At 64.5% G+C, this 18,577-nt stretch carries 19 protein-coding genes, 1 pseudogene and 1 riboswitch; of the genes and pseudogenes, 16 read left to right on the top strand and 4 right to left on the bottom strand.

Annotated features, from left to right (window positions below):
• Nucleotides 1-5: 5 nt before the first annotated feature.
• Complete coding sequence (locus AR323_RS11375) at nucleotides 6-1,559, bottom strand: MFS transporter (protein ID WP_057884074.1); 1,554 nt, start codon at nucleotides 1,557-1,559, stop codon at nucleotides 6-8.
• A 152-nt stretch (nucleotides 1,560-1,711) separates the two neighbouring features.
• Nucleotides 1,712-1,807: riboswitch (glycine riboswitch) on the top strand.
• A gap of 148 nt (nucleotides 1,808-1,955) precedes the next feature.
• Here AR323_RS11375 and gcvT point away from each other — a divergent pair.
• From gcvT to AR323_RS11350, 5 genes are read left to right on the top strand one after another with little or no spacing between them, the layout of a single operon-like run.
• Nucleotides 1,956-3,095, top strand: coding sequence for a glycine cleavage system aminomethyltransferase GcvT (gcvT, locus tag AR323_RS11370; protein ID WP_083495378.1), 1,140 nt, complete (start codon nucleotides 1,956-1,958; stop codon nucleotides 3,093-3,095).
• Entirely contained in the window at nucleotides 3,092-3,463 is a 372-nt protein-coding gene (gene gcvH, locus AR323_RS11365) for a glycine cleavage system protein GcvH (protein ID WP_057884073.1), read from the top strand. The genes gcvT and gcvH overlap by 4 nt, the downstream gene beginning before the upstream one ends.
• Before the next feature lie 11 nt (nucleotides 3,464-3,474).
• On the top strand, nucleotides 3,475-4,836 hold the full coding sequence (gcvPA, locus tag AR323_RS11360) for an aminomethyl-transferring glycine dehydrogenase subunit GcvPA (protein WP_057884072.1): 1,362 nt from the start codon (nucleotides 3,475-3,477) through the stop codon (nucleotides 4,834-4,836).
• Nucleotides 4,833-6,440: an aminomethyl-transferring glycine dehydrogenase subunit GcvPB gene (gene gcvPB / locus AR323_RS11355; protein ID WP_057884071.1), complete on the top strand. Its 1,608-nt coding sequence runs from the start codon at nucleotides 4,833-4,835 to the stop codon at nucleotides 6,438-6,440. Before gcvPA ends, gcvPB begins: the two co-directional genes overlap by 4 nt.
• A 5-nt stretch (nucleotides 6,441-6,445) precedes the next feature.
• Complete coding sequence (locus AR323_RS11350) at nucleotides 6,446-6,901, top strand: ABA4-like family protein (RefSeq protein WP_057884070.1); 456 nt, start codon at nucleotides 6,446-6,448, stop codon at nucleotides 6,899-6,901.
• Between the two features lie 49 nt (nucleotides 6,902-6,950).
• On the opposite strand, the gene AR323_RS11345 is transcribed toward AR323_RS11350, so the two are convergent.
• On the bottom strand, nucleotides 6,951-7,079 hold the full coding sequence (locus tag AR323_RS11345) for an entericidin A/B family lipoprotein (RefSeq protein ID WP_057884069.1): 129 nt from the start codon (nucleotides 7,077-7,079) through the stop codon (nucleotides 6,951-6,953).
• Between the two features lie 92 nt (nucleotides 7,080-7,171).
• Nucleotides 7,172-8,098, bottom strand: a complete 927-nt coding sequence (locus AR323_RS11340) for a DMT family transporter (protein WP_057884068.1) — start codon at nucleotides 8,096-8,098, stop codon at nucleotides 7,172-7,174.
• Nucleotides 8,099-8,152: 54 nt separating this feature from the next.
• Here AR323_RS11340 and AR323_RS11335 point away from each other — a divergent pair, with 54 nt between their 5' ends.
• Entirely contained in the window at nucleotides 8,153-8,386 is a 234-nt protein-coding gene (locus AR323_RS11335; RefSeq protein ID WP_057884067.1) for a hypothetical protein, read from the top strand.
• 1 nt (nucleotide 8,387) lies between these two features.
• Here the strand turns inward: AR323_RS11335 and AR323_RS14995 are convergent, their stop codons facing one another.
• The gene (locus AR323_RS14995) at nucleotides 8,388-9,008 is read right to left on the bottom strand and encodes a hypothetical protein (RefSeq protein WP_057884066.1); all 621 of its coding nucleotides are present in this window, start codon (nucleotides 9,006-9,008) and stop codon (nucleotides 8,388-8,390) included.
• A gap of 194 nt (nucleotides 9,009-9,202) precedes the next feature.
• Between AR323_RS14995 and AR323_RS14480 the strand changes: the two are divergent.
• The 10 genes and pseudogenes from AR323_RS14480 to AR323_RS11290 all read left to right on the top strand — a co-directional run.
• Nucleotides 9,203-9,901 (top strand): annotated as a pseudogene (locus AR323_RS14480) (DUF5131 family protein); the annotation flags it as partial.
• A complete protein-coding gene (gene tcmP / locus AR323_RS14475) occupies nucleotides 9,901-11,034 on the top strand; it encodes a three-Cys-motif partner protein TcmP (protein WP_083495376.1) in 1,134 nt (377 codons plus the stop codon). The pseudogene AR323_RS14480 and the gene tcmP, both read left to right, overlap by 1 nt.
• A 489-nt stretch (nucleotides 11,035-11,523) precedes the next feature.
• Nucleotides 11,524-11,895 carry a 30S ribosomal protein S12 gene (gene rpsL / locus AR323_RS11325; RefSeq protein ID WP_006831873.1) on the top strand — a complete coding sequence of 124 codons (372 nt, stop codon included), beginning with the start codon at nucleotides 11,524-11,526 and terminating at the stop codon, nucleotides 11,893-11,895.
• Nucleotides 11,896-11,964: 69 nt separating this feature from the next.
• Nucleotides 11,965-12,435, top strand: a complete 471-nt coding sequence (rpsG, locus tag AR323_RS11320; protein WP_057884065.1) for a 30S ribosomal protein S7 — start codon at nucleotides 11,965-11,967, stop codon at nucleotides 12,433-12,435.
• Between the two features lie 91 nt (nucleotides 12,436-12,526).
• On the top strand, nucleotides 12,527-14,659 hold the full coding sequence (fusA, locus tag AR323_RS11315) for an elongation factor G (RefSeq protein ID WP_057884064.1): 2,133 nt from the start codon (nucleotides 12,527-12,529) through the stop codon (nucleotides 14,657-14,659).
• A gap of 92 nt (nucleotides 14,660-14,751) precedes the next feature.
• Entirely contained in the window at nucleotides 14,752-15,942 is a 1,191-nt protein-coding gene (tuf, locus tag AR323_RS11310) for an elongation factor Tu (protein WP_057884063.1), read from the top strand.
• A 332-nt stretch (nucleotides 15,943-16,274) separates the two neighbouring features.
• Nucleotides 16,275-16,586 carry a 30S ribosomal protein S10 gene (gene rpsJ / locus AR323_RS11305; RefSeq protein ID WP_034905023.1) on the top strand — a complete coding sequence of 104 codons (312 nt, stop codon included), beginning with the start codon at nucleotides 16,275-16,277 and terminating at the stop codon, nucleotides 16,584-16,586.
• Nucleotides 16,587-16,763: 177 nt separating this feature from the next.
• On the top strand, nucleotides 16,764-17,642 hold the full coding sequence (gene rplC / locus AR323_RS11300; protein WP_057884062.1) for a 50S ribosomal protein L3: 879 nt from the start codon (nucleotides 16,764-16,766) through the stop codon (nucleotides 17,640-17,642).
• A gap of 3 nt (nucleotides 17,643-17,645) precedes the next feature.
• Nucleotides 17,646-18,269, top strand: a complete 624-nt coding sequence (gene rplD, locus AR323_RS11295) for a 50S ribosomal protein L4 (protein ID WP_057884061.1) — start codon at nucleotides 17,646-17,648, stop codon at nucleotides 18,267-18,269.
• Complete coding sequence (locus AR323_RS11290) at nucleotides 18,262-18,576, top strand: 50S ribosomal protein L23 (RefSeq protein WP_057884060.1); 315 nt, start codon at nucleotides 18,262-18,264, stop codon at nucleotides 18,574-18,576. Before rplD ends, AR323_RS11290 begins: the two co-directional genes overlap by 8 nt.
• The last annotated feature ends 1 nt before the right edge of the window (nucleotide 18,577 follow it).

Raw genomic sequence — 18,577 nt, 5'->3', positions numbered from 1 at the left:
GCGCGCTACGCCTCCAGTTCGCGCAGGCTCCGGCCGCGGGTTTCGCGTCCCGCCCAGGCGATCAGCGCTGCCGACAGGCCCATGGGCACCAGCAGCGCGAGCGCCGCGCCGCCGAGGGTCGGGATCAGCCCGAACAGGGCTAGGCCCTGTACCGCGACGCCGCCGAACTTGCTGCTCCCCGCGACGAGGCCGGTTGCCCTTCCGCGCACGCCGAGCGCGTAGTTTTCCGCCGTATACGGCAGGAGGGCCGCGATCATGCCGTTGGTCCCGACGATCAGCATGGCGATGACCGTCACCAGGACGGGAGGCGATGCGAGTATCCCGGCCGGCAGCAGGGCACCGACCAGGCCGAGCAACGTCAGCACGACGGTGCCCACCAAAGTCCATTTGCTGCTCCAGGCACTGTAGAGCCACGCTGCTAGCGCGACGGTGGGCAAGGCGAGAAGCGCCGAACTGGCAAGGATTCCGCTGGCGATCTCCGAACTGTACCCACGCGCCTGCAAGTCGGTCGGCAACCACAGGAGCAGCCCGAAATTGACGAAGCTCCACGATAGCGCAGCGATCACGAGCGCGGCGGTAAGGCGGGAATGCCGCGTGTGCGCCACGGGCGCATCGACGGGCGCCTCGACCCTGGGGATGGGCACGATACCGAAGCGCTCGCGCATCCGGTCGATTTCTTCGGTGCGACCCTGTTCGGCCAGGAAGCGCGGCGATTCGGGGATGAAGCGCGCCAGTGCGAGCAACAGCAAGGCACTCGGGAAGCCCTGCAGCCAGAGCACGCGCCAACCGTATTCGGGCTCGAACGCATGCGCGGCGGCGCTGGCGGCAAGGTATCCGCCCACAAGGCCCGTCCCGCCGACCAGCACCAGCACCCACGATCGGTGCCGGGGCGGCATGACTTCGGCAAGCAGGGTGTAGACGACCGGCAGCATCCCGCCCGCGGATGCGCCCATCAGGAAGCACATGACCAGGTTCCAGCCGAATGTCGGCATGGCACCGCAGATCGCGGTTGCCGCGAACAGGATCGTGGACAACAGGATCGACACCCGGCGGCCGTAGACGTCGGCCAGCCAGCCCCACAGGAAGGAGCCCACGGTCGTCCCTGCCAGCGCGACGAACGGCAGAAACGCGGCGGTCGATTTCGGGATGCCGTATTCTGCGGTGAGGCCGGGCAATACGAAGCCCAGCGTGGCGGGCTTCATCACGTCGATCACCAGACCCATCGTCAGCACCAAAAGGACGGCGGCGTGCCACCGTCCGAGCGGGGTCGTGTCGGGCGCCTCGTAATTGGTGCCGGCCGCATCGCCGTGAGGGGTGCGCTGCCCGGGCAACGCGCCCCAGCAGGCGAGCGGAACGCCCAGCGCGATGAGAGCCATGCCGAGGTACATCCACGGATCCATCGGCATGCCGGCGAGCCGATTGCCAGCCATGTGATGGGCATGGCCCAGCATGGGGAGGTGGAGCAGCACGCCCGCGCTGATCGCGGCGCATCCGGCCCAGAAATACGGTGCCCTGTCGCCGATGATCGAATTGCGCTGGCGCGGGAGGGCTGCTGTCATTCGCGTCGTCTATCCGTGCCGCCAAAGCCGCGCAATCGGGCCGGGCGAAATGTCCGTGTGGGAGTGAAATACACGCTGCCTCCGATCGCCCATTGACCGCCGCGCCGCGATGCAGCATCGCGCAGTCGTCGGCCGCAGAAGCGATTCCGCGGCAAGCGCACATGGGAGAGCCTGCGGGGGGAAACCCTCGCGGCGCCGAAGGAGCAACCGCCCCGGAAACTCTCAGGCCAAGGGACCGTGTGCCGCTATCGACACTCTGGAAAGCGCTCCGCCGCGGTGGCGGAGCCACCGACGGTGTAAGCCGGGTGCAATGCCCGGCCAAACTCTCAGGTTTCCCGACAGAGGGGGCAGCGGTTTCGAGGTGTCCCAGCCGGGCATCGGCCGCGCTGTCGGGATATGCGCGTGAGCGAAGACGAAGAGCAGATCGAACCCGAAGTCCTGCCGCTCGACGGCTGGCACCGCGCACGCGGCGCACGGATGGTGCCGTTCGCCGGCTACGACATGCCCATCCAGTATGAGGGCATCCTGGCCGAACACGAATGGACCCGTAACCACGCGGGCCTGTTCGACGTCAGCCACATGGGCCAGTTGCTGCTGACGGGAGAGGGCCTAGACGCCGCGATCGAGGCGCTGCTCCCGATCGACCTCGCCACCCTCAAGGTCGGCCAGCAGCGCTATTCGCTGCTGCTCGACGACAACGGCGGCGTGCTCGACGACTTGATGGTCCAGCGCTGGCCGGATGCGATCTATCTCGTCGTCAACGGCGCGACCAAGTGGGACGACATCGGCCACTTGCGCGAGCATCTGCCCGACGAGATCGGCCTCAATCACCTCGACGATCAGGCCTTGCTCGCATTGCAGGGACCGGAAGCTGCGACGGCGCTGGCGCGCCATGCAGTGGGCGACCATTCGCTCGACACGCTGACGTTCATGCAATTCGGGTCCTTCACCATCGCCGGACATCCGGCAACGATCAGCCGATCGGGCTATACCGGCGAGGACGGGTTCGAAATCTCGATCCCCGCCGAAGCGGCCGAGACCGTCGCCGATCTGCTTTGCGCCGAGCCCCAGGTGAAGCCGATCGGACTGGGCGCGCGCGATTCCCTGCGGCTCGAGGCGGGGCTTCCGCTCTACGGCCACGACCTGTCGCCCGAGACGTCGCCGATCGAGGCCGGGCTGACTTTCGGCATCAACAAGCGGCGACGGATCGAGGGCGGTTTTCCCGGAGCCGACCGCATCCTGCGCGAAATCGCCGAAGGGACCGCGCGCAAGTGGGTCGGCTTGGCGCTCGACGGCCGGCAGGCCGCGCGCGAAGGGGCCGAAGTGTTCGCCGGTAGCAACGCGGTCGGCAGCGTCACCAGCGGCGGCTTCTCGCCCACGCTCGGCCACCCCGTCGCGGTCGCCTATGTCGACGTCGGCCACGCCGCCGAAGGCACCGCGCTCGAAATCGAAGTCCGCGGCAAACCGCTGCCCGCACGGGTGGTCCCGCTGCCGTTCGTCCAACACCGATACCGCCGCAAGGGAACGACCCAATGACCCGCTATTTCACCCAGGATCACGAATGGGTCGAAGTCGACGGCGATACCGCCACCGTTGGCATCACCGATTATGCGCAAGGGCAGCTCGGCGACATCGTGTTCGTCGAAGTGCCCGCCGAGGGCACCGCACTGGCGAAGGGCGGGGAAGCGGCCGTCGTCGAGAGCGTCAAGGCCGCGAGCGACGTCTATTCGCCCGTCAGCGGCACCGTGACCGAGGGCAACCCTTCGCTGGAAGACGACCCCGCGTTGGTGAACACCGCGCCCGAGGGCGACGGCTGGTTCTTCAAGCTGACGATCTCGGATGTCGGCGAACTCGACGGGCTGATGGACGAAGCCGCCTACAAGGCATTCTGCGACACCCTCTGACGGGAAATCCCATGCGCTATCTTCCCCTGACCGACGCCGACCGTTCGGCCATGCTCAACGTAATCGGCGCTCCGTCGATCGACGCGCTGTTCGTCGATGTGCCGGACGGACTCCACCTCGACGGACCGATCGCGGGTCTGCCGCTGCACGCCAGCGAGATGGCGGTCGAAAAGCACATGCGGCGCCTGTCGAAGAAGAACCTGGCCGCGGCGGACGCGGCCTTCTTCTGCGGGGCGGGGGCCTATCGCCACCACGTTCCGGCGACCGTCGACCACGTGATCCAGCGCGGCGAGTTCCTGACGGCCTACACGCCGTACCAGCCCGAGATCGCGCAGGGCACGCTGCAGATGCTGTTCGAATTCCAGAGCCAGGTCGCCCGCCTCTATGGCTGCGCGGTCGCGAACGCCTCGATGTACGACGGCTCCACGGCTTGCTGGGAAGCGGTAGCGATGGCCGGACGGGTCACGAAGCGCGATCGCGTGGTGCTGTCGGGCGCATTGCACCCGCACTATGCCGAAACGATCCGCACGATGGCCAAGTTCACCGCCGACGAGATCGCCGATGCACTGCCTTCGATCCAGGGGGCACCCGACATCGAGGGGCTGATCGCACGGATCGACGACACGACCAGCTGCGTTGTCGTCCAGTATCCCGACATCCTGGGGCGCGTATTCGACCTGGCCCCGATCGCTGAGGCGGCGCATGCGAAGGGCGCGCTGCTGATTGCGGTCAATACCGAGCCGGTGGCGCTCGGCGCGATCAGATCGCCGGGCGAGATGGGCGCGGACATCGTGGTCGGCGAGGGCCAGTCCATTGGCGTCGGCCTGCAGTTCGGTGGTCCTTATCTTGGGCTTTTCGCCGTTCGCGATCCCAAGCACGTGCGGCAGATGCCGGGGCGGCTGTGCGGCGAAACGGTCGACGCAGAGGGCAAGCGCGGCTTCGTCCTGACGCTGTCCACCCGCGAACAGCACATTCGCCGCGAAAAGGCGACCAGCAACATCTGCACCAATTCGGGCCTGTGTGCGCTGGCGTTCACCGTTCACCTCACCCTGCTGGGGGAGGCCGGATTGCGCCGGCTTGCAGCGGAAAATCACAGGCTTGCCTGTCTGGCCGCCGATTGCCTGGCGCAGGTTCCGGGCGTCACGGTGCTGAACGATGCGTTCTTCAACGAATTCACGGTGATGCTGCCGGTCGATGCACGCACGGTGGTTCGTACTCTTGCAGATCGAAAAATCCTCGCCGGTGTGTCGCTCGGCCGTCTGTTCCCCGGCGTCGAAGCCCTGTCGAAGGGCCTCGTGATCGCGGTAACCGAAACCACGACCGAGGAGGACATCGAAATCCTCTGCTCCGCACTGAAGGAGGTGCTGGCATGAACGCGCCGAACAAGAGCGGCTGGCGGCCGGCACTCAATCTCGACCGTCGCGGCGGTGCCGGAACCGCCACGGGCAACAAGGCCCTGATGCTCGAAGAGCCGCTGATTTTCGAGATCGGCACTTTCGAGACGACCGGTGTCGACCTGCCCGACGTGCCGGATGATTTCGTTGGGGGTGCCAACCGCCTCGGCGGACTTGCCAGGTCCACCCCGATCGGGCTGCCGGGTCTGTCCGAACCCGAGACCGTGCGCCACTACACGCGCCTCAGCCGCCAGAACTACGCGATCGACCTGGGGCTATTCCCGCTCGGCAGTTGCACGATGAAGCACAATCCGCGCCTGAACGAAAAGGTCGCGCGGATGCCGGGCTTCCTCGACGTGCACCCGCTGCAGCCGGTCGATACCGTTCGCGGCGCGCTGGAAGTCATCAACGAACTGGCGTTCTGGCTGATCGAACTGACCGGAATGCACGGCGTCGCGATGACGCCGAAGGCGGGCGCGCACGGCGAACTGTGCGGCATCCTCTGCATCCGCGCCGCGCTCGAGGCGAAGGGCGATGCGCGCGAGGTCATCCTCGTTCCCGAAAGCGCCCACGGCACAAACCCGGCCACCGCGGCTTTCGCGGGCTACCGGGTCGAGAACATTCCCGCCACGAGCGAGGGCAGGGTGGACCTGGAAGCGCTGAAGGCGCGGCTCGGCCCCGACGTTGCAGGGGTGATGATTACCAACCCCAACACCTGCGGCTTGTTCGAGCGCGACATGAAGGCGATCTCCGACGCCGTCCATGCCGTGGGCGGATACGTCTATTGCGACGGGGCGAACTTCAACGCGATCGTCGGCCGGGTGCGTCCGGGCGACCTGGGCGTCGATGCGATGCACATCAACCTGCACAAGACGTTCTCCACCCCGCACGGCGGCGGCGGACCCGGGTCCGGCCCGGTCGTGCTGAGCGAGGCGCTGAGCCCGTATGGTCCGCTGCCGTTCACCGCGCGCCGCGCCGATGGCACCGTGGACCTGATCGAGGAGGAAAACGCCGGCGCCGAGCATCCGCACACTTTCGGCCGGATGAGTGCGTTCCACGGCCAGATGGGCATGTTCACGCGCGCGCTCGCCTACATCCTCAGCCACGGAGCGGACGGGTTGCGGCAGGTGTCGGGCGACGCGGTGCTGAACGCGAACTACCTGCTGCGCAGCCTGGACGACGTGCTCGACGCGCCGTTCGGTCACAGCGGGCCGTGCATGCACGAGGCGCTGTTCAGCGACAAGGAGTTCGCGGGCGGGCTCTCCACCCTCGACCTGGCGAAGGGCATGATCGACGAGGGCTTCCACCCGATGACGATGTACTTCCCGCTGGTGGTCCACGGCGCGATGCTCGTCGAGCCGACCGAGACCGAGAGCAAGGCGGGACTAGACCAGCTGATCGTCGCGCTGCGTTCGCTTGCCGAGCGCGCCCGGGCGGGTGACGAAACGCTGAAGAACGCGCCGATTCACGCCCCGCGGCGGCGGCTCGACGAAACGCTGGCCGCGCGCAAGCCGGTGCTGGCGTGGAGCGAGCCAGAGGTGCCCGGCGGCCCGCCGACGCGCAGCGAGCAGGGCGGGGCGTAACGCCCGTGTGGCAGGCGGTCTTCAGCCTGGCGAACCTCGTCGCGCTCGCGGCTTGGGTCGTGCTGATCGCCCTGCCGCGCAAGCCGCTCGCGCTGGCGAGCGTGCTCTATGCCGGGGTGGCGCTGCTGTGCCTCTTCTACACCGTCGGCCTGGTCACGGTCCTGACGCGCGGCGGGGGTGGGGGCGTGGATTTCACCACGGTAGAGGGCGTGCGATCGATCTTCGCGACCGACGCGGGGGTGGCGATCGGGTGGACGCACTACCTGGCGCTGGACCTGTTCGCCGGGCTGTGGATCGCCCGCGATGCCGACGCCAAGGGATTCTCCCGCGTGTTCCAGGCGCCGTTCCTGGTCGCCACGTTCATGGCGGGCCCGCTCGGCCTGCTCGCCTGGCTGATCGTGCGCGAGCGGCGCGCGCGCGCGGGCGGCTGGACCAGCAAACGAAAAACGCCCGCCGGCTAGGCCGACGAGCGCTCCTTGCGACCCTTGCGGGCTTGGTTATCGCAGTGAATTAGATCGCGCGGTCGCCCGCTTCGCCGACCGACTCGATGTCGCGGCCGACACCCTTCACGGTGTTGCAGGCGGTGGCGGTGAGCGTGATGGCGGCAGCACCTAGGGCGATGAGCAGCTTCTTGGCCATGGTCGATTTCCCTTTTCGAATGGATGGATGGGCGGCTGAATGTGTAAAGCTGAATGTCGAGTTGCTGAACGCGCCTGCGTTCCCCCGGTTCCCTACTCCCCCACCAGCGATCGCGCACGCTCGATCGACAGGCGATGCTCGCGCCACGCGATGACGAGGCCGGCCGCGACGATCAGCGGCGCGCCGAGCCAGGTCGCGGCGGGCGGCAGCCGGTCGAAGACCCACCAGCCCAGCAGGGTCGCCCAGATCAGCGACGAGTAATCCATCACGATCACGCTCGCCACCGCGCCGTATCGCAGCGCGGCGGTCAGCAGGAACTGGCCGAGCAGCCCGAACAGGCCGAGCCCGGCGAGCAGCGACCACTGGTACGGCGTGTGAGCGGTGGCCACGAACGGCATCGCCAGCGCGAGCAGCGGCAGGCTGAAGGCGGAGAACCAGAACACGATGGTCAGCGAAGGCTCGGTCCGCGAAAGGTCGCGGATCTGGATCGAGATCAGCGCGATCGTGAACGCCGCCGCCAGCGCCACCGCCGCGCCGAACAGGGGAATGTTCCCCTGCCCCGGCTGGGCGATCACGATCACCCCGGCAAAGCCCAGCAGCACCGCCGACCAGCGCCACAGCCCCACCCGCTCGCGCAGGATCAGCGCCGACAGGATCACCGCCCAGATCGCGGTGGTGAAATTCAGCGTCGTCGCCTCGGCCAGCGGAAGCAGGGTCACCGCGCCGAAGTTCAGGAACATGCCCAGCAGGCCCAGCGCCGCGCGGCGAAAGTGCGCGCCCAGCCGCCGCGTCTTCAGCGTGCCCAACTCACGGCGCATCGCGAACCACAGCAGCAGCACCGGCACCGTCGGCAGTTGCCGCCAGAACAGCGTCTCGGTCAGCGTCACGCCGGATTCGGTCACCAGCTTCACGAACACCAGCATGATCGTCAGCACGAATGCCGCGCCGAGCCGGATGAGCAGGGCGAGCTGCGGACGCTGGGCCTGTTGCGAGGGATTGGCGGAGGGCGACTGGCTCACGCCGCCGCCATACCCCCACTGGCGGGGGGCGCAACGCATCCCATATTGCCCGCCATGAAGTTGCCCGATGAACTGATGTTCGCCAGCGATGCCGAAATGGCGGTGATCACCGGAGGGGCTTTCCTGCTGCTGGCGATCGGCTGCCTGCTGATGGAGCGGCGCCGCGTGCGCCGCGCGGCGATCGACCGCGTGGGCTGGGTGCCGTGGACCGGGCTGTTCCTGATGTGCATGATCGTCGCCGGAGGACTGATCGCCCTCGGCCTGCCCGCCTGGATCGCGGGCCGCTAGGTCACTCCGCGCCCGGTGCGCCCTGCGCGGCCAGCACTTCGGCTCGGATGCGCTCGTAGACCGGATGGCCCGGCACGATCTCGCGCTCGTCGATGCGGAAGGCGCTGCGCAGGCGGATGAGGTAGATGAGCAGCCCGTCCGCGCGCCCCTTCCACCCGTCGAAGTCCCACTCCTCGCGCATCGCCCGTTCGAGCGCGCAATCCTCCAGCCGGTCGGCCCCCCACGCCAGCGCATCGTCCCACGCGGCGGCAAACCCTTCCGCGCCGGGGCGCGCCCGCAGCTTGTAGAGCGCCTCCAGCGACTTGCCGATCGATCGCGCCGCCTGGTTCACGATCCCCGTCGCCGCGAGCGTGGCGACGAACCGCCGCTGGAGACCGGGCGTGATCGAATTGCGCCGCGGCTGCGGGTGCAGGAACGGCGCGAAGGCGAGGAGGGGATCGTCGGCGGGCGGCTCGGGCGCGGGGGTGAAGGCGAGGGCGGACGTCGCCTGGCGCGCCACCCGCCGGGTGCTCACCGGCCGCGGTGCACGGGGAGCGAGGGGAGGCAGAGTGGAGGGAGCGGCTTCAGGGAGACGGTCCGCGGCGGGATCATCGAACGCATCGGCGCGGGTGGGGCGGGTCATTGCGTGCGGGTAGGTTGCAGATTTGGGGGGTGTAGGAAAATGGATCCAAATTTCTCCACCTGTTACCAACCCTTTGCAAAGACTCCCGAAATCAATCTCTTGTTGTAGGATTTCTCTTTTCGATTCATACCTTTGAATGAACCGGAGGAACTAACTTGGCCGACCAAAGTGCAATTGAATAGACGGACGCAACTTGGAACCCAGTGACAGGGTGCACCAAAATCACGGCCGGATGTGACAACTGCTATGCTGAACGATTTGCTGAGAGATGGCGCGGCGTCAAAGGGCATCCCTTTGAAAGCGGCTTCGACCTTACTCTCAGACCAGAGCGACTTGGCCAACCGATCCGGTGGAAAAGGCCGCGCATAATCTTCGTAAATTCGATGAGCGACTTGTTTCACAAAGAGGTGCCCGCGGTATTCATCGATCAAGTTTTTGATGCGATGGAGGAAGCGCATTGGCACACATTTCAAGTGCTCACCAAACGAAGCTCAAGGATGCGTGATTATCTGAATCGCCGCTACGCGAGGTCTGAGGCTCCGCCAAATATCTGGACAGGAGTATCCGTTGAGGATCGGAGAGGAGCAGCGAGGATCAATCATTTGAGACAGGCCAAATCAGCAGTTAGGTTTTTGTCTGTTGAGCCCCTTATAGGGCCGCTGGGCGCAATTGATCTCGACGGCGTCCATTGGGTGATCGCTGGCGGTGAAAGCGGACCAAATGCTCGAATTATGAACATCGAGTGGGCGCGCGAAATACGAGATGCTTGTCGTTCTCAAGGCGTACCCTTTTTCTTCAAGCAGTGGGGTGGTTTTCGACCCAAATCTGGAGGTCGCGAGTTAGACGGAAAAGAGTGGAATGAGTATCCAAAGGACATTAAGATCGCTGTTTAATGGCGATACAGATCGAGCACTACGCGGGACGTGAGCAAGCTTATGTCAAGCACACCTTCCTGGACAAATACCTCCCATCGTTAATCGGGAAGGTTTGTTCGCGTTACGACGAATTCGTTTATATCGATGGGTTCGCAGGACCTTGGAAGTCGAACGCGGGTGAGACGTTTGACGACACATCTTTCGGGATAGCGCTCAACCATATGACCGCAATTCGTCTGCGCTATTTAGCGCAAGGGCGAGACGTTCGAATGCGCGCGATATTGGTCGAGAAGGACCCAGGAGCTTTCGCGCAACTTACTGAAGCGATAAAAAGATTCCCGAAAGTAGACACTTTTCCCATTTGTGGCGAATTTGAATCAAAAGTGACCGGTATTTCGGCACTTGTTCCACATAATGCATTTGTCTTTTCACTAATCGATCCGAAAGGGTTCCCGGATATCGAGAAGTTGTTGCCGTTATTCGGTTTTGCGCATTGCGAGTTGCTCATAAATTTTATGTTCGATCACGCAAATCGTTTTGCCGAGACAGGCCTAATCAGTCGACTGGAGCGATGGCTGGCTGTTGGTGGCGGTCCCAATTGGGAAGCTCGACTCAAGGGACTTTCCGGCGCAGAGCGAGAAGCCGAAATAGAAAGTTTGGCTGTTGAAGGGCTCAGGAAAATTGGCAGGTTTACTTATTCGCCTGTGATCTCAATCGACAAGCCCTCGCAGGACCGAACGCTCTATAAACTGATTTACTTTTCACGACATGAGAAGGGGCTAGAAGTGTTTCGGTCTTCCGAAGCCAAGGCTCTGGAAGTACAGGCTCAAGTGCGGACATCATTGCGGGATAGAAAGCGGGAAGAGCGTTCCGGCATGGCAGATATGTTTCCCGGAAACGCCGACATTGATCGAAGTGCAAGAGCGTTGGCAGACGGGGCGGTCGAAGGACGGAGGCATCTCCTGCAAATTCTGGATAATTGCGGCACCGATGGCCAAAATTGGGGCCGATTGTGGCCGGTAATTTTGAACGAGGTTTCGATCACCAAATCGCGATTAGGTTTGATCATCAATGAGGCTAGGAAATCCACGCCATTGAAACGCCGAATTGGCCCAGTGAGCGGCATTCCCAGCCGGGTGACGCACAACTAATTCGCCGCTTATCGTGAAGCCACTCCACCTTGACCCCCCACCCGAATCCAACTAAGGGCGCCCCCATCCAAGGGCGGCTTCGGCTTTCCTCGGGCAGATAGAGCTGAACATTGCCGGTGTCGTCCCGGGGGCCTTGCGCGATTCGCAGAGGCCTTTTTCTATTGGAGCGCGGTCCCTCGTGGAAGCGCTTCGGGGCGGCCGACAAAGTAACCCGGTGTCCTGTGGCACGGGTGGAGTGTTTCAGGCTCGTACCTCATCCAGGCGGTCGCCTTCGGCGGCGTCCTGGTCAAGCTGGACCCCGGATCAAGTCCGGGGTGACGGTTTGGAGTTAGGCGCGAACCTTTCCCTCCACCTTCACCATCGATGCCAGCCCTGACCGGCAGAGCCGCGCCCCTTCAGGAAAAGTGGGCACCGGTTTTCCGCCCGGAAGGGGCGCCCCGGGCGCGCAGTGCGCGCGCACGGATAAACAGGTGAAGAGAGAAAGTCTTAATGCCGACGATCAACCAGCTGGTCCGCAAGGGCCGCGTTCCGCAGAAGGCCAAGTCCAAGGTCCCTGCGATGGAGCAGAACCCGCAGAAGCGCGGCGTCTGCACCCGCGTCTACACGACGACCCCGAAGAAGCCGAACTCGGCGCTGCGCAAGGTGGCCAAGGTCCGCCTGACCAACCAGCGCGAAGTCATCAGCTACATCCCGGGCGAAGGGCACAACCTGCAGGAGCACTCCGTGGTCCTCATCCGTGGCGGCCGCGTGCGCGACCTTCCGGGCGTGCGCTACCACGTGCTGCGCGGCGTGCTCGACACCCAGGGCGTCAAGGACCGCAAGCAGAGCCGCTCGAAGTACGGCGCCAAGCGTCCGAAGTAAGCACTCGCTTATCGAGGTTTCCGGTCGCGCGCGCACTGTCGCCGCGGCCCAGATGAAGGAATTAGCGACATGAGTCGTCGTCGTCGTCCCGAGAAGCGGGAAATCCTGCCTGATCCCAAGTTCGGTGATCAGGTGCTGTCCAAGTTCATGAACAACCTGATGCTCGACGGAAAGAAGTCCGTCGCCGAGAGCATCGTCTACGGTGCGCTCGACACGGTCGAGAACCGGGCGAAGGCCAACCCGATCGAGGTGTTCCACACCGCGCTCGAGAACATCAAGCCGCAGATCGAGGTGCGTTCGCGCCGCGTCGGCGGTGCGACGTACCAGGTGCCGGTCGAGGTTCGCCCCGAGCGTGCCCAGGCGCTGGCCATCCGCTGGCTCATCACCGCCGCGCGCGGCCGGGCCGAGACCACCATGGCCGCCCGCCTCTCGGGCGAACTGATGGACGCCGCCAACAACCGCGGCAACGCGGTCAAGAAGCGCGAAGACACGCACCGCATGGCGGACGCGAACCGCGCCTTCTCGCACTACCGTTGGTAACAGCGGGGCACTGGCAACGCCGCTGGTAACACCCATATGGGGGGCGCGCTCCTTCGCCGGAGCGGCCCCCTGACTACCCGAGGAATTTGAAATGGCCCGCGAATATCCGCTGGAGCGCTACCGCAACATCGGCATCATGGCGCACATCGATGCCGGCAAGACGACCACGACCGAGCGTATTCTCTACTACACCGGCAAGTCCTACAAGATCGGCGAAGTCCACGACGGCGCCGCGACCATGGACTGGATGGAGCAGGAGCAGGAGCGCGGGATCACCATCACCTCGGCTGCGACGACCACCTTCTGGACGCCCGAGGATCCCGCGATGGATCCGCGCTCGGACCCCGAAGCCCTCCGTGCCGACATGCCCAAGTACCGCGTCAACATCATCGACACCCCCGGCCACGTCGACTTCACCATCGAAGTCGAACGCTCGCTGCGCGTGCTCGACGGCGCGGTCGCAGTCTTCGACGGCGTAGCCGGCGTCGAACCCCAGTCCGAAACCGTATGGCGCCAGGCCGACAAGTACGGCGTACCTCGGATGTGCTTCATCAATAAGTTGGACCGTACCGGCGCCGACTTTTATTACTGCGTCCAGTCGATCATTGATCGCCTCGGTGCCAAGCCGCTCGTGCTCTACATTCCGATCGGCGCGGAAAGCCAGCTCAAGGGCGTGGTGGACCTCGTGAACAATCGCGGCATCGTGTGGCAGGCCGAAGACCTGGGCGCCAAGTACGAGTTCATCGACATCCCGGTCGACCTTGCGGACAAGGCCGCCGAGTATCGCGAGCAGCTGATCGAGACCGTCGTCGAGCAGGACGACGATGTCATGGAAGCCTATCTCGAAGGCAATATCCCCGACGTCGCGACCATCAAGAAGCTCATCCGCAAGGGAACCATGGCGCGCGACTTCGTGCCCGTGACCTGCGGCTCGGCGTTCAAGAACAAGGGCGTCCAGCCCCTGCTCGACGCGGTCGTGGACTACATGCCGAGCCCGCTCGACGTGCCCGCGATCAAGGGCGTCCTGCCCGACAGCGACGAGGAAGCCGAGCGTCCGTCGAGCGACGACGCGCCATTCGCGGCGCTGGCGTTCAAGATCATGAACGACCCGTTCGTCGGCAGCCTCACCTTCACCCGCATCTATTCGGGCAAGCTCACCAAGGGGCAGGTCCTGAACTCGGTGAAGGACAAGAAGGAAAAGATCGGCCGCATGCTGCTGATGCACTCGAACAACCGCGAGGACATCGAAGAGGCATTCGCGGGCGATATCGTCGCGCTGGCCGGCATGAAGGACACCACGACCGGCGACACGCTGTGCGACATGCAGAAGCCGATCATCCTCGAGCGGATGGAATTCCCCGAGCCGGTGATCGAGCTCTCGGTGGAGCCGAAGACGAAGGCCGACCAGGAAAAGATGGGCATCGCCCTCAACCGCCTGGCGCAGGAGGATCCGTCCTTCCGTGTGTCGACCGACCACGAGAGCGGGCAGACGATCATCAAGGGGATGGGCGAGCTTCACCTCGACATCATCGTCGATCGTATGAAGCGCGAGTTCAAGGTCGAGGCCAACGTCGGCGCGCCGCAGGTGGCCTATCGCGAATACCTCGCGAAGCCGGTGGACGTGGACTACACCCACAAGAAGCAGTCGGGTGGCTCGGGTCAATTCGGCCGCGTGAAGGTCAAGGTCACTCCGGGTGAGCGCGGCCAGGGCGTATTGTTCGAAGACAACGTCAAGGGCGGCAATATTCCGAAGGAATACATCCCGGCGATCGAAAAGGGCTTCCGCGAGCAGGCTGCCAGCGGCCACCTCGTCGGCTTCCCGATCATCGACTTCACGATCGAGCTTTATGACGGTGCGTACCACGACGTCGACTCGAGCGCGATCGCGTTCGAAATCGCCGGTCGCGGCGCGATGCGCGAAGTTGCCAGCAAGTCCGGCATCAAGCTGCTCGAGCCGATCATGAAGGTGGAAGTCGTCACTCCCGAGGATTATCTCGGCGACGTGATCGGCGACCTCAACAGCCGTCGTGGTCAGATCCAGGGCACCGACACCCGCGGTAACGCGCAGGCGGTCGAGGCCATGGTGCCGCTTGCGAACATGTTCGGCTACGTCAACGAACTGCGCTCGTTCACGCAGGGCCGGGCGAACTATTCGATGCAGTTCTCGCACTACGACGAAGTACCCGCGAACGTCGCGGCCGAGGTCAAGGAGAAGCTTGCCTAAGCAGGGGTGAGCGTCTAGGGGCGGCACCCGATTCACCGGGTGCCGCAGCCTGACTTGGTGAAATTCAAATCCAGACAGAGGTTAGAGTCAAAATGGCTAAGGAAAAATTCCAGCGGAACAAGCCGCACTGCAACATCGGCACCATCGGTCACGTCGACCACGGCAAGACCACGCTGACCGCCGCGATCACCAAGGTCATGGCCGAAGTGTACGGCGGCACCGCCGTGGACTTCGCGAACATCGACAAGGCGCCGGAAGAGCGCGAGCGCGGCATCACGATCTCGACCGCACACGTCGAGTACGAGTCGGACGCGCGCCACTACGCGCACGTCGATTGCCCGGGCCACGCCGACTACGTGAAGAACATGATCACCGGTGCCGCCCAGATGGACGGCGCGATCCTGGTCGTGAACGCTGCCGACGGCCCGATGCCGCAAACCCGCGAGCACATCCTGCTCGCTCGTCAGGTCGGCGTGCCGGCGCTCGTCGTGTACATGAACAAGGTCGACCAGGTCGATGACGAGGAAATCCTCGAACTCGTCGAGCTGGAAGTCCGCGAGCTCCTCTCGAGCTACGACTTCGACGGCGACAACATTCCGATCATCAAGGGTTCGGCACTTGCCGCTCTCGAAGGTCGTGATGACGCGATCGGCAAGGATTCGGTCGTTGCCCTGATCAAGGCCGTCGACGAGTACATCCCGCAGCCCGACCGTCCGGTCGACAAGCCGTTCCTGATGCCGATCGAGGACGTGTTCTCGATCTCGGGTCGCGGCACGGTCGTCACGGGTCGTATCGAGACCGGCATCGTGAACGTTGGTGACGAAGTCGAGATCGTCGGCATCAAGGACACCAAGAAGACGACCGTCACCGGCGTCGAGATGTTCCGCAAGCTGCTCGATCGTGGTGAAGCCGGCGACAACGTCGGTGCGCTGATCCGCGGCGTGGCGCGTGAAGAGGTCGAGCGTGGCCAGGTTCTCTGCAAGCCGGGTTCGGTCAAGCCGCACACCGACTTCGAGGCCGAGGTTTACGTGCTGTCGAAGGACGAAGGTGGCCGTCACACGCCGTTCTTCGCCAACTACCGGCCGCAGTTCTACTTCCGCACCACCGACGTGACCGGCGAAGTTGTCCTCCCCGAGGGCACCGAGATGGTCATGCCGGGCGACAACGTAACGATCGGCGTCAAGCTGATCGCTCCGATCGCCATGGACGAAGGCCTGCGCTTCGCGATCCGCGAAGGCGGTCGTACCGTCGGTTCGGGCGTCGTGTCGAAGATCACCAAGTAATCCTGGCGATCTGACAAGGGTTCAGGGCCCGGTCCTCCTCGCGAGGACCGGGCCCTTCTCCTTTTAATGAGGGCGTTAATCTCCCTCGGTTCGCCGCATGGACGGCCCGCCCGGCAAAATCCCCGATCGCCCAGCGATTCTAGGGGTTGCGCGGTCCCGGTCCTATCCGTATAGGCGCGCCACCGGATGGAGATTCGTCTCCTTCCAACGAAATTCGGGGAGGCCGCCCGTTTCCGGGAAACCGGATGCAGCGGGGCGCGCCTTTCTTTTTTGCGGGTCGTGAGGCGGAAACGTCGATAGCTCGCTTGGCTCTTTCGCATCGGTAGTAGGACATGGAAGCCCAGAATATCCGCATTCGCCTCAAGGCGTTTGACCATCGCGTACTCGACCAGGCCACTGGCGAGATCGCGGACACCGCCCGTCGTACGGGCGCGCTGATCCGGGGTCCCATTCCTCTTCCGACGCGCATCGAGAAGTTCACCGTGAACCGCGGCCCGCACATCGACAAGAAGTCGCGCGAGCAGTTCGAGGTGCGCACCTACAAGCGGTTGCTCGACATCGTGCAGCCCAACGCCCAGACCGTGGACGCGCTCATGAAGCTCGACCTCGCGGCTGGCGTAAACGTCGAGATCAAGCTCGCTTGATTTCGGCGCGGGGCCGCAGGGCTCCGCGGACAAGGGATACCTCCGGCAAGTTGCCGGGCAGCGTCCCCCGTCTCGCCTCTTCGGAGGCACTTTGGCCCGGACGGGGCGACGCATGACAATCTGGGCCAAGCAAGCACGAGGGAATGGTCCCTTGTGCCTCTGTAAGGAGAACGGATCATGCGCTCCGGCGTGATCGCTAAGAAAGTCGGGATGACCCGCCTGTTCCAGGAGGACGGCCGCCACGTGCCGGTTACCGTGCTGTCGCTGGAAGATTGCCAGGTCGTATCGCACCGTACCGATGACCGCGACGGCTACTATGCCGTCCAGCTCGGCGCGGGCGAGGCCAAGCACAAGAACGTCAACAAGCCGCAGCGCGAGCAGTTCGCCAAGGCGCAGGTTGGCCTGAAGATGCGCGTCGCGGAATTCCGCGTCGACGGCGAGGATGCTCTCATCCCCGTCGGCTCGACCATCTCGGCCGAACACTTCGTCGCCGGGCAGAAGGTCGACATCACCGGCCACACGCAGGGCAAGGGCTTTGCCGGCGCCATGAAGCGCTGGGGCTTCGGCGGCATGCGCGCGACGCACGGCGTCTCGATCAGCCACCGTGCCCACGGTTCGACCGGCAACCGCCAGGATCCGGGCCGCGTGTTCAAGAACAAGAAGATGGCCGGCCACATGGGCGACCGTCAGCGGACCCAGCAGAACCTCGAGGTTGTCCGCACCGACGCGGATCGCGGCCTGATCTTCGTGAAGGGCTCGGTTCCCGGCTCGAAGAACGGCTGGCTGCTCGTGCGCGACGCAGTGAAGATTTCGCTGCCCGAGGGTCTGCCGTTCCCCGGCGCGATCCTCGAGAAGAAGAACACCGCTCCCGAGCACGAGGAAGCGCCGGCCGGCATGGTCGAAGCTGCCGCCGAGCACGAAGTGGTCGAGCAGGTCACCCCCGAGATGCAGGAGCAGCTTGCTGAAGAGCAGCAGGCGGGCGCCGAAACTCCGGCCGAAGCAACCGACACCGCCGAGGGCACCGCGCCCGAAGGCGATGCGAACAAGGAGGGCTGATCCGTGAAGGTGAAGGTCCAGAAACTCGACGGCAAGGCCTCGGGCGACATCGAACTGAACGATGACGTCTTCGGCGTCGAACCGCGCCAGGACATCCTGCACCGCGTCGTCACGTGGCAGCTGTGGAATCGTCGTGCGACCGCGCGGCCGACCCGCGAGCGCAGCGACGTTTCGCGCACCGGCAAGAAGTTCGGCCGCCAGAAGGGCGGCGGTACGGCTCGTCACGGCGACCGCGCGGCCCCGATCTTCATCGGCGGCGGCAAGGCCCACGGTGCCAAGAAGCGCGATTTCAACATCTCGCTGAACAAGAAGATCCGCTCGCTCGGTCTGCGCATGGCGCTGTCGAGCAAGGCGAAGGACGGTCTCATCATCGTCGATACGCTGGAGCTGAAGGACGCCAAGACCAAGGCGCTCAAGGGTGCGTTCGACAAGAACGGCTGGAGCGGCAAGGTCTTGGTGATCGACGGCGACGCGGTCGAAGGTTCGTTCGCGAAGGCCGCAGGCAACCTGCCCGGCGTCAACGTGATGCCGGCGGTGGGTGCCAACGTCTACGACATCCTGAAGCACGACACGCTGGTCCTTACCAAGGCTGCGGTCGAGAAGCTGGAGGCGCGCTTCAATGGCTAAGTCAGCAAAGCCGGTCGACGCGCGTCACTACGACGTGATCGTCGCCCCGCACATCACCGAAAAGTCGACGCTCGCGAGCGAATACAACGCGATCGTCTTCAAGGTCGCGAACGACGCGACCAAGAGCCAGATCAAGGAGGCCGTCGAGGCCATCTACGATCGTAAGGTGGCGAAGGTGAACACCATCGTCGTCAAGGGCAAGACGAAGCGCTGGAAGGGCAAGCCCTACACGCGCACCGACATGAAGAAGGCGATCGTGACGCTGGCCGAGGGCCAGGACTCGATCGACGTCACGAGCGGGATCTGAG

Source organism: Tsuneonella troitsensis, from assembly GCF_001441535.1.
Lineage (GTDB): Bacteria > Pseudomonadota > Alphaproteobacteria > Sphingomonadales > Sphingomonadaceae > Tsuneonella > Tsuneonella troitsensis.
The sequence above is the reverse complement of the archived record's forward strand: the minus strand, read 5'-3'. Positions and strand labels throughout refer to the sequence as shown.

Bases quoted from the DNA above. Each gene is read 5' to 3' on its own strand.
- gcvPA (WP_057884072.1), top strand. From the start codon at position 3,475: ATGCGCTATCTTCCCCTGACCGACGCCGACCGTTCGGCCATGCTCAAC.
- gcvH (WP_057884073.1), top strand. From the start codon at position 3,092: ATGACCCGCTATTTCACCCAGGATCACGAATGGGTCGAAGTCGACGGC.
- rplC (WP_057884062.1), top strand. From the start codon at position 16,764: ATGCGCTCCGGCGTGATCGCTAAGAAAGTCGGGATGACCCGCCTGTTC.
- AR323_RS11345 (WP_057884069.1), bottom strand. From the start codon at position 7,079: ATGGCCAAGAAGCTGCTCATCGCCCTAGGTGCTGCCGCCATCACGCTC.
- fusA (WP_057884064.1), top strand. From the start codon at position 12,527: ATGGCCCGCGAATATCCGCTGGAGCGCTACCGCAACATCGGCATCATG.
- gcvT (WP_083495378.1), top strand. From the start codon at position 1,956: ATGCGCGTGAGCGAAGACGAAGAGCAGATCGAACCCGAAGTCCTGCCG.
- AR323_RS11290 (WP_057884060.1), top strand. From the start codon at position 18,262: ATGGCTAAGTCAGCAAAGCCGGTCGACGCGCGTCACTACGACGTGATC.
- gcvPB (WP_057884071.1), top strand. From the start codon at position 4,833: ATGAACGCGCCGAACAAGAGCGGCTGGCGGCCGGCACTCAATCTCGAC.
- AR323_RS14995 (WP_057884066.1), bottom strand. From the start codon at position 9,008: ATGACCCGCCCCACCCGCGCCGATGCGTTCGATGATCCCGCCGCGGAC.
- rpsL (WP_006831873.1), top strand. From the start codon at position 11,524: ATGCCGACGATCAACCAGCTGGTCCGCAAGGGCCGCGTTCCGCAGAAG.
- rpsG (WP_057884065.1), top strand. From the start codon at position 11,965: ATGAGTCGTCGTCGTCGTCCCGAGAAGCGGGAAATCCTGCCTGATCCC.
- tuf (WP_057884063.1), top strand. From the start codon at position 14,752: ATGGCTAAGGAAAAATTCCAGCGGAACAAGCCGCACTGCAACATCGGC.
- AR323_RS11375 (WP_057884074.1), bottom strand. From the start codon at position 1,559: ATGACAGCAGCCCTCCCGCGCCAGCGCAATTCGATCATCGGCGACAGG.
- tcmP (WP_083495376.1), top strand. From the start codon at position 9,901: ATGGCGATACAGATCGAGCACTACGCGGGACGTGAGCAAGCTTATGTC.
- AR323_RS11335 (WP_057884067.1), top strand. From the start codon at position 8,153: ATGAAGTTGCCCGATGAACTGATGTTCGCCAGCGATGCCGAAATGGCG.
- rpsJ (WP_034905023.1), top strand. From the start codon at position 16,275: ATGGAAGCCCAGAATATCCGCATTCGCCTCAAGGCGTTTGACCATCGC.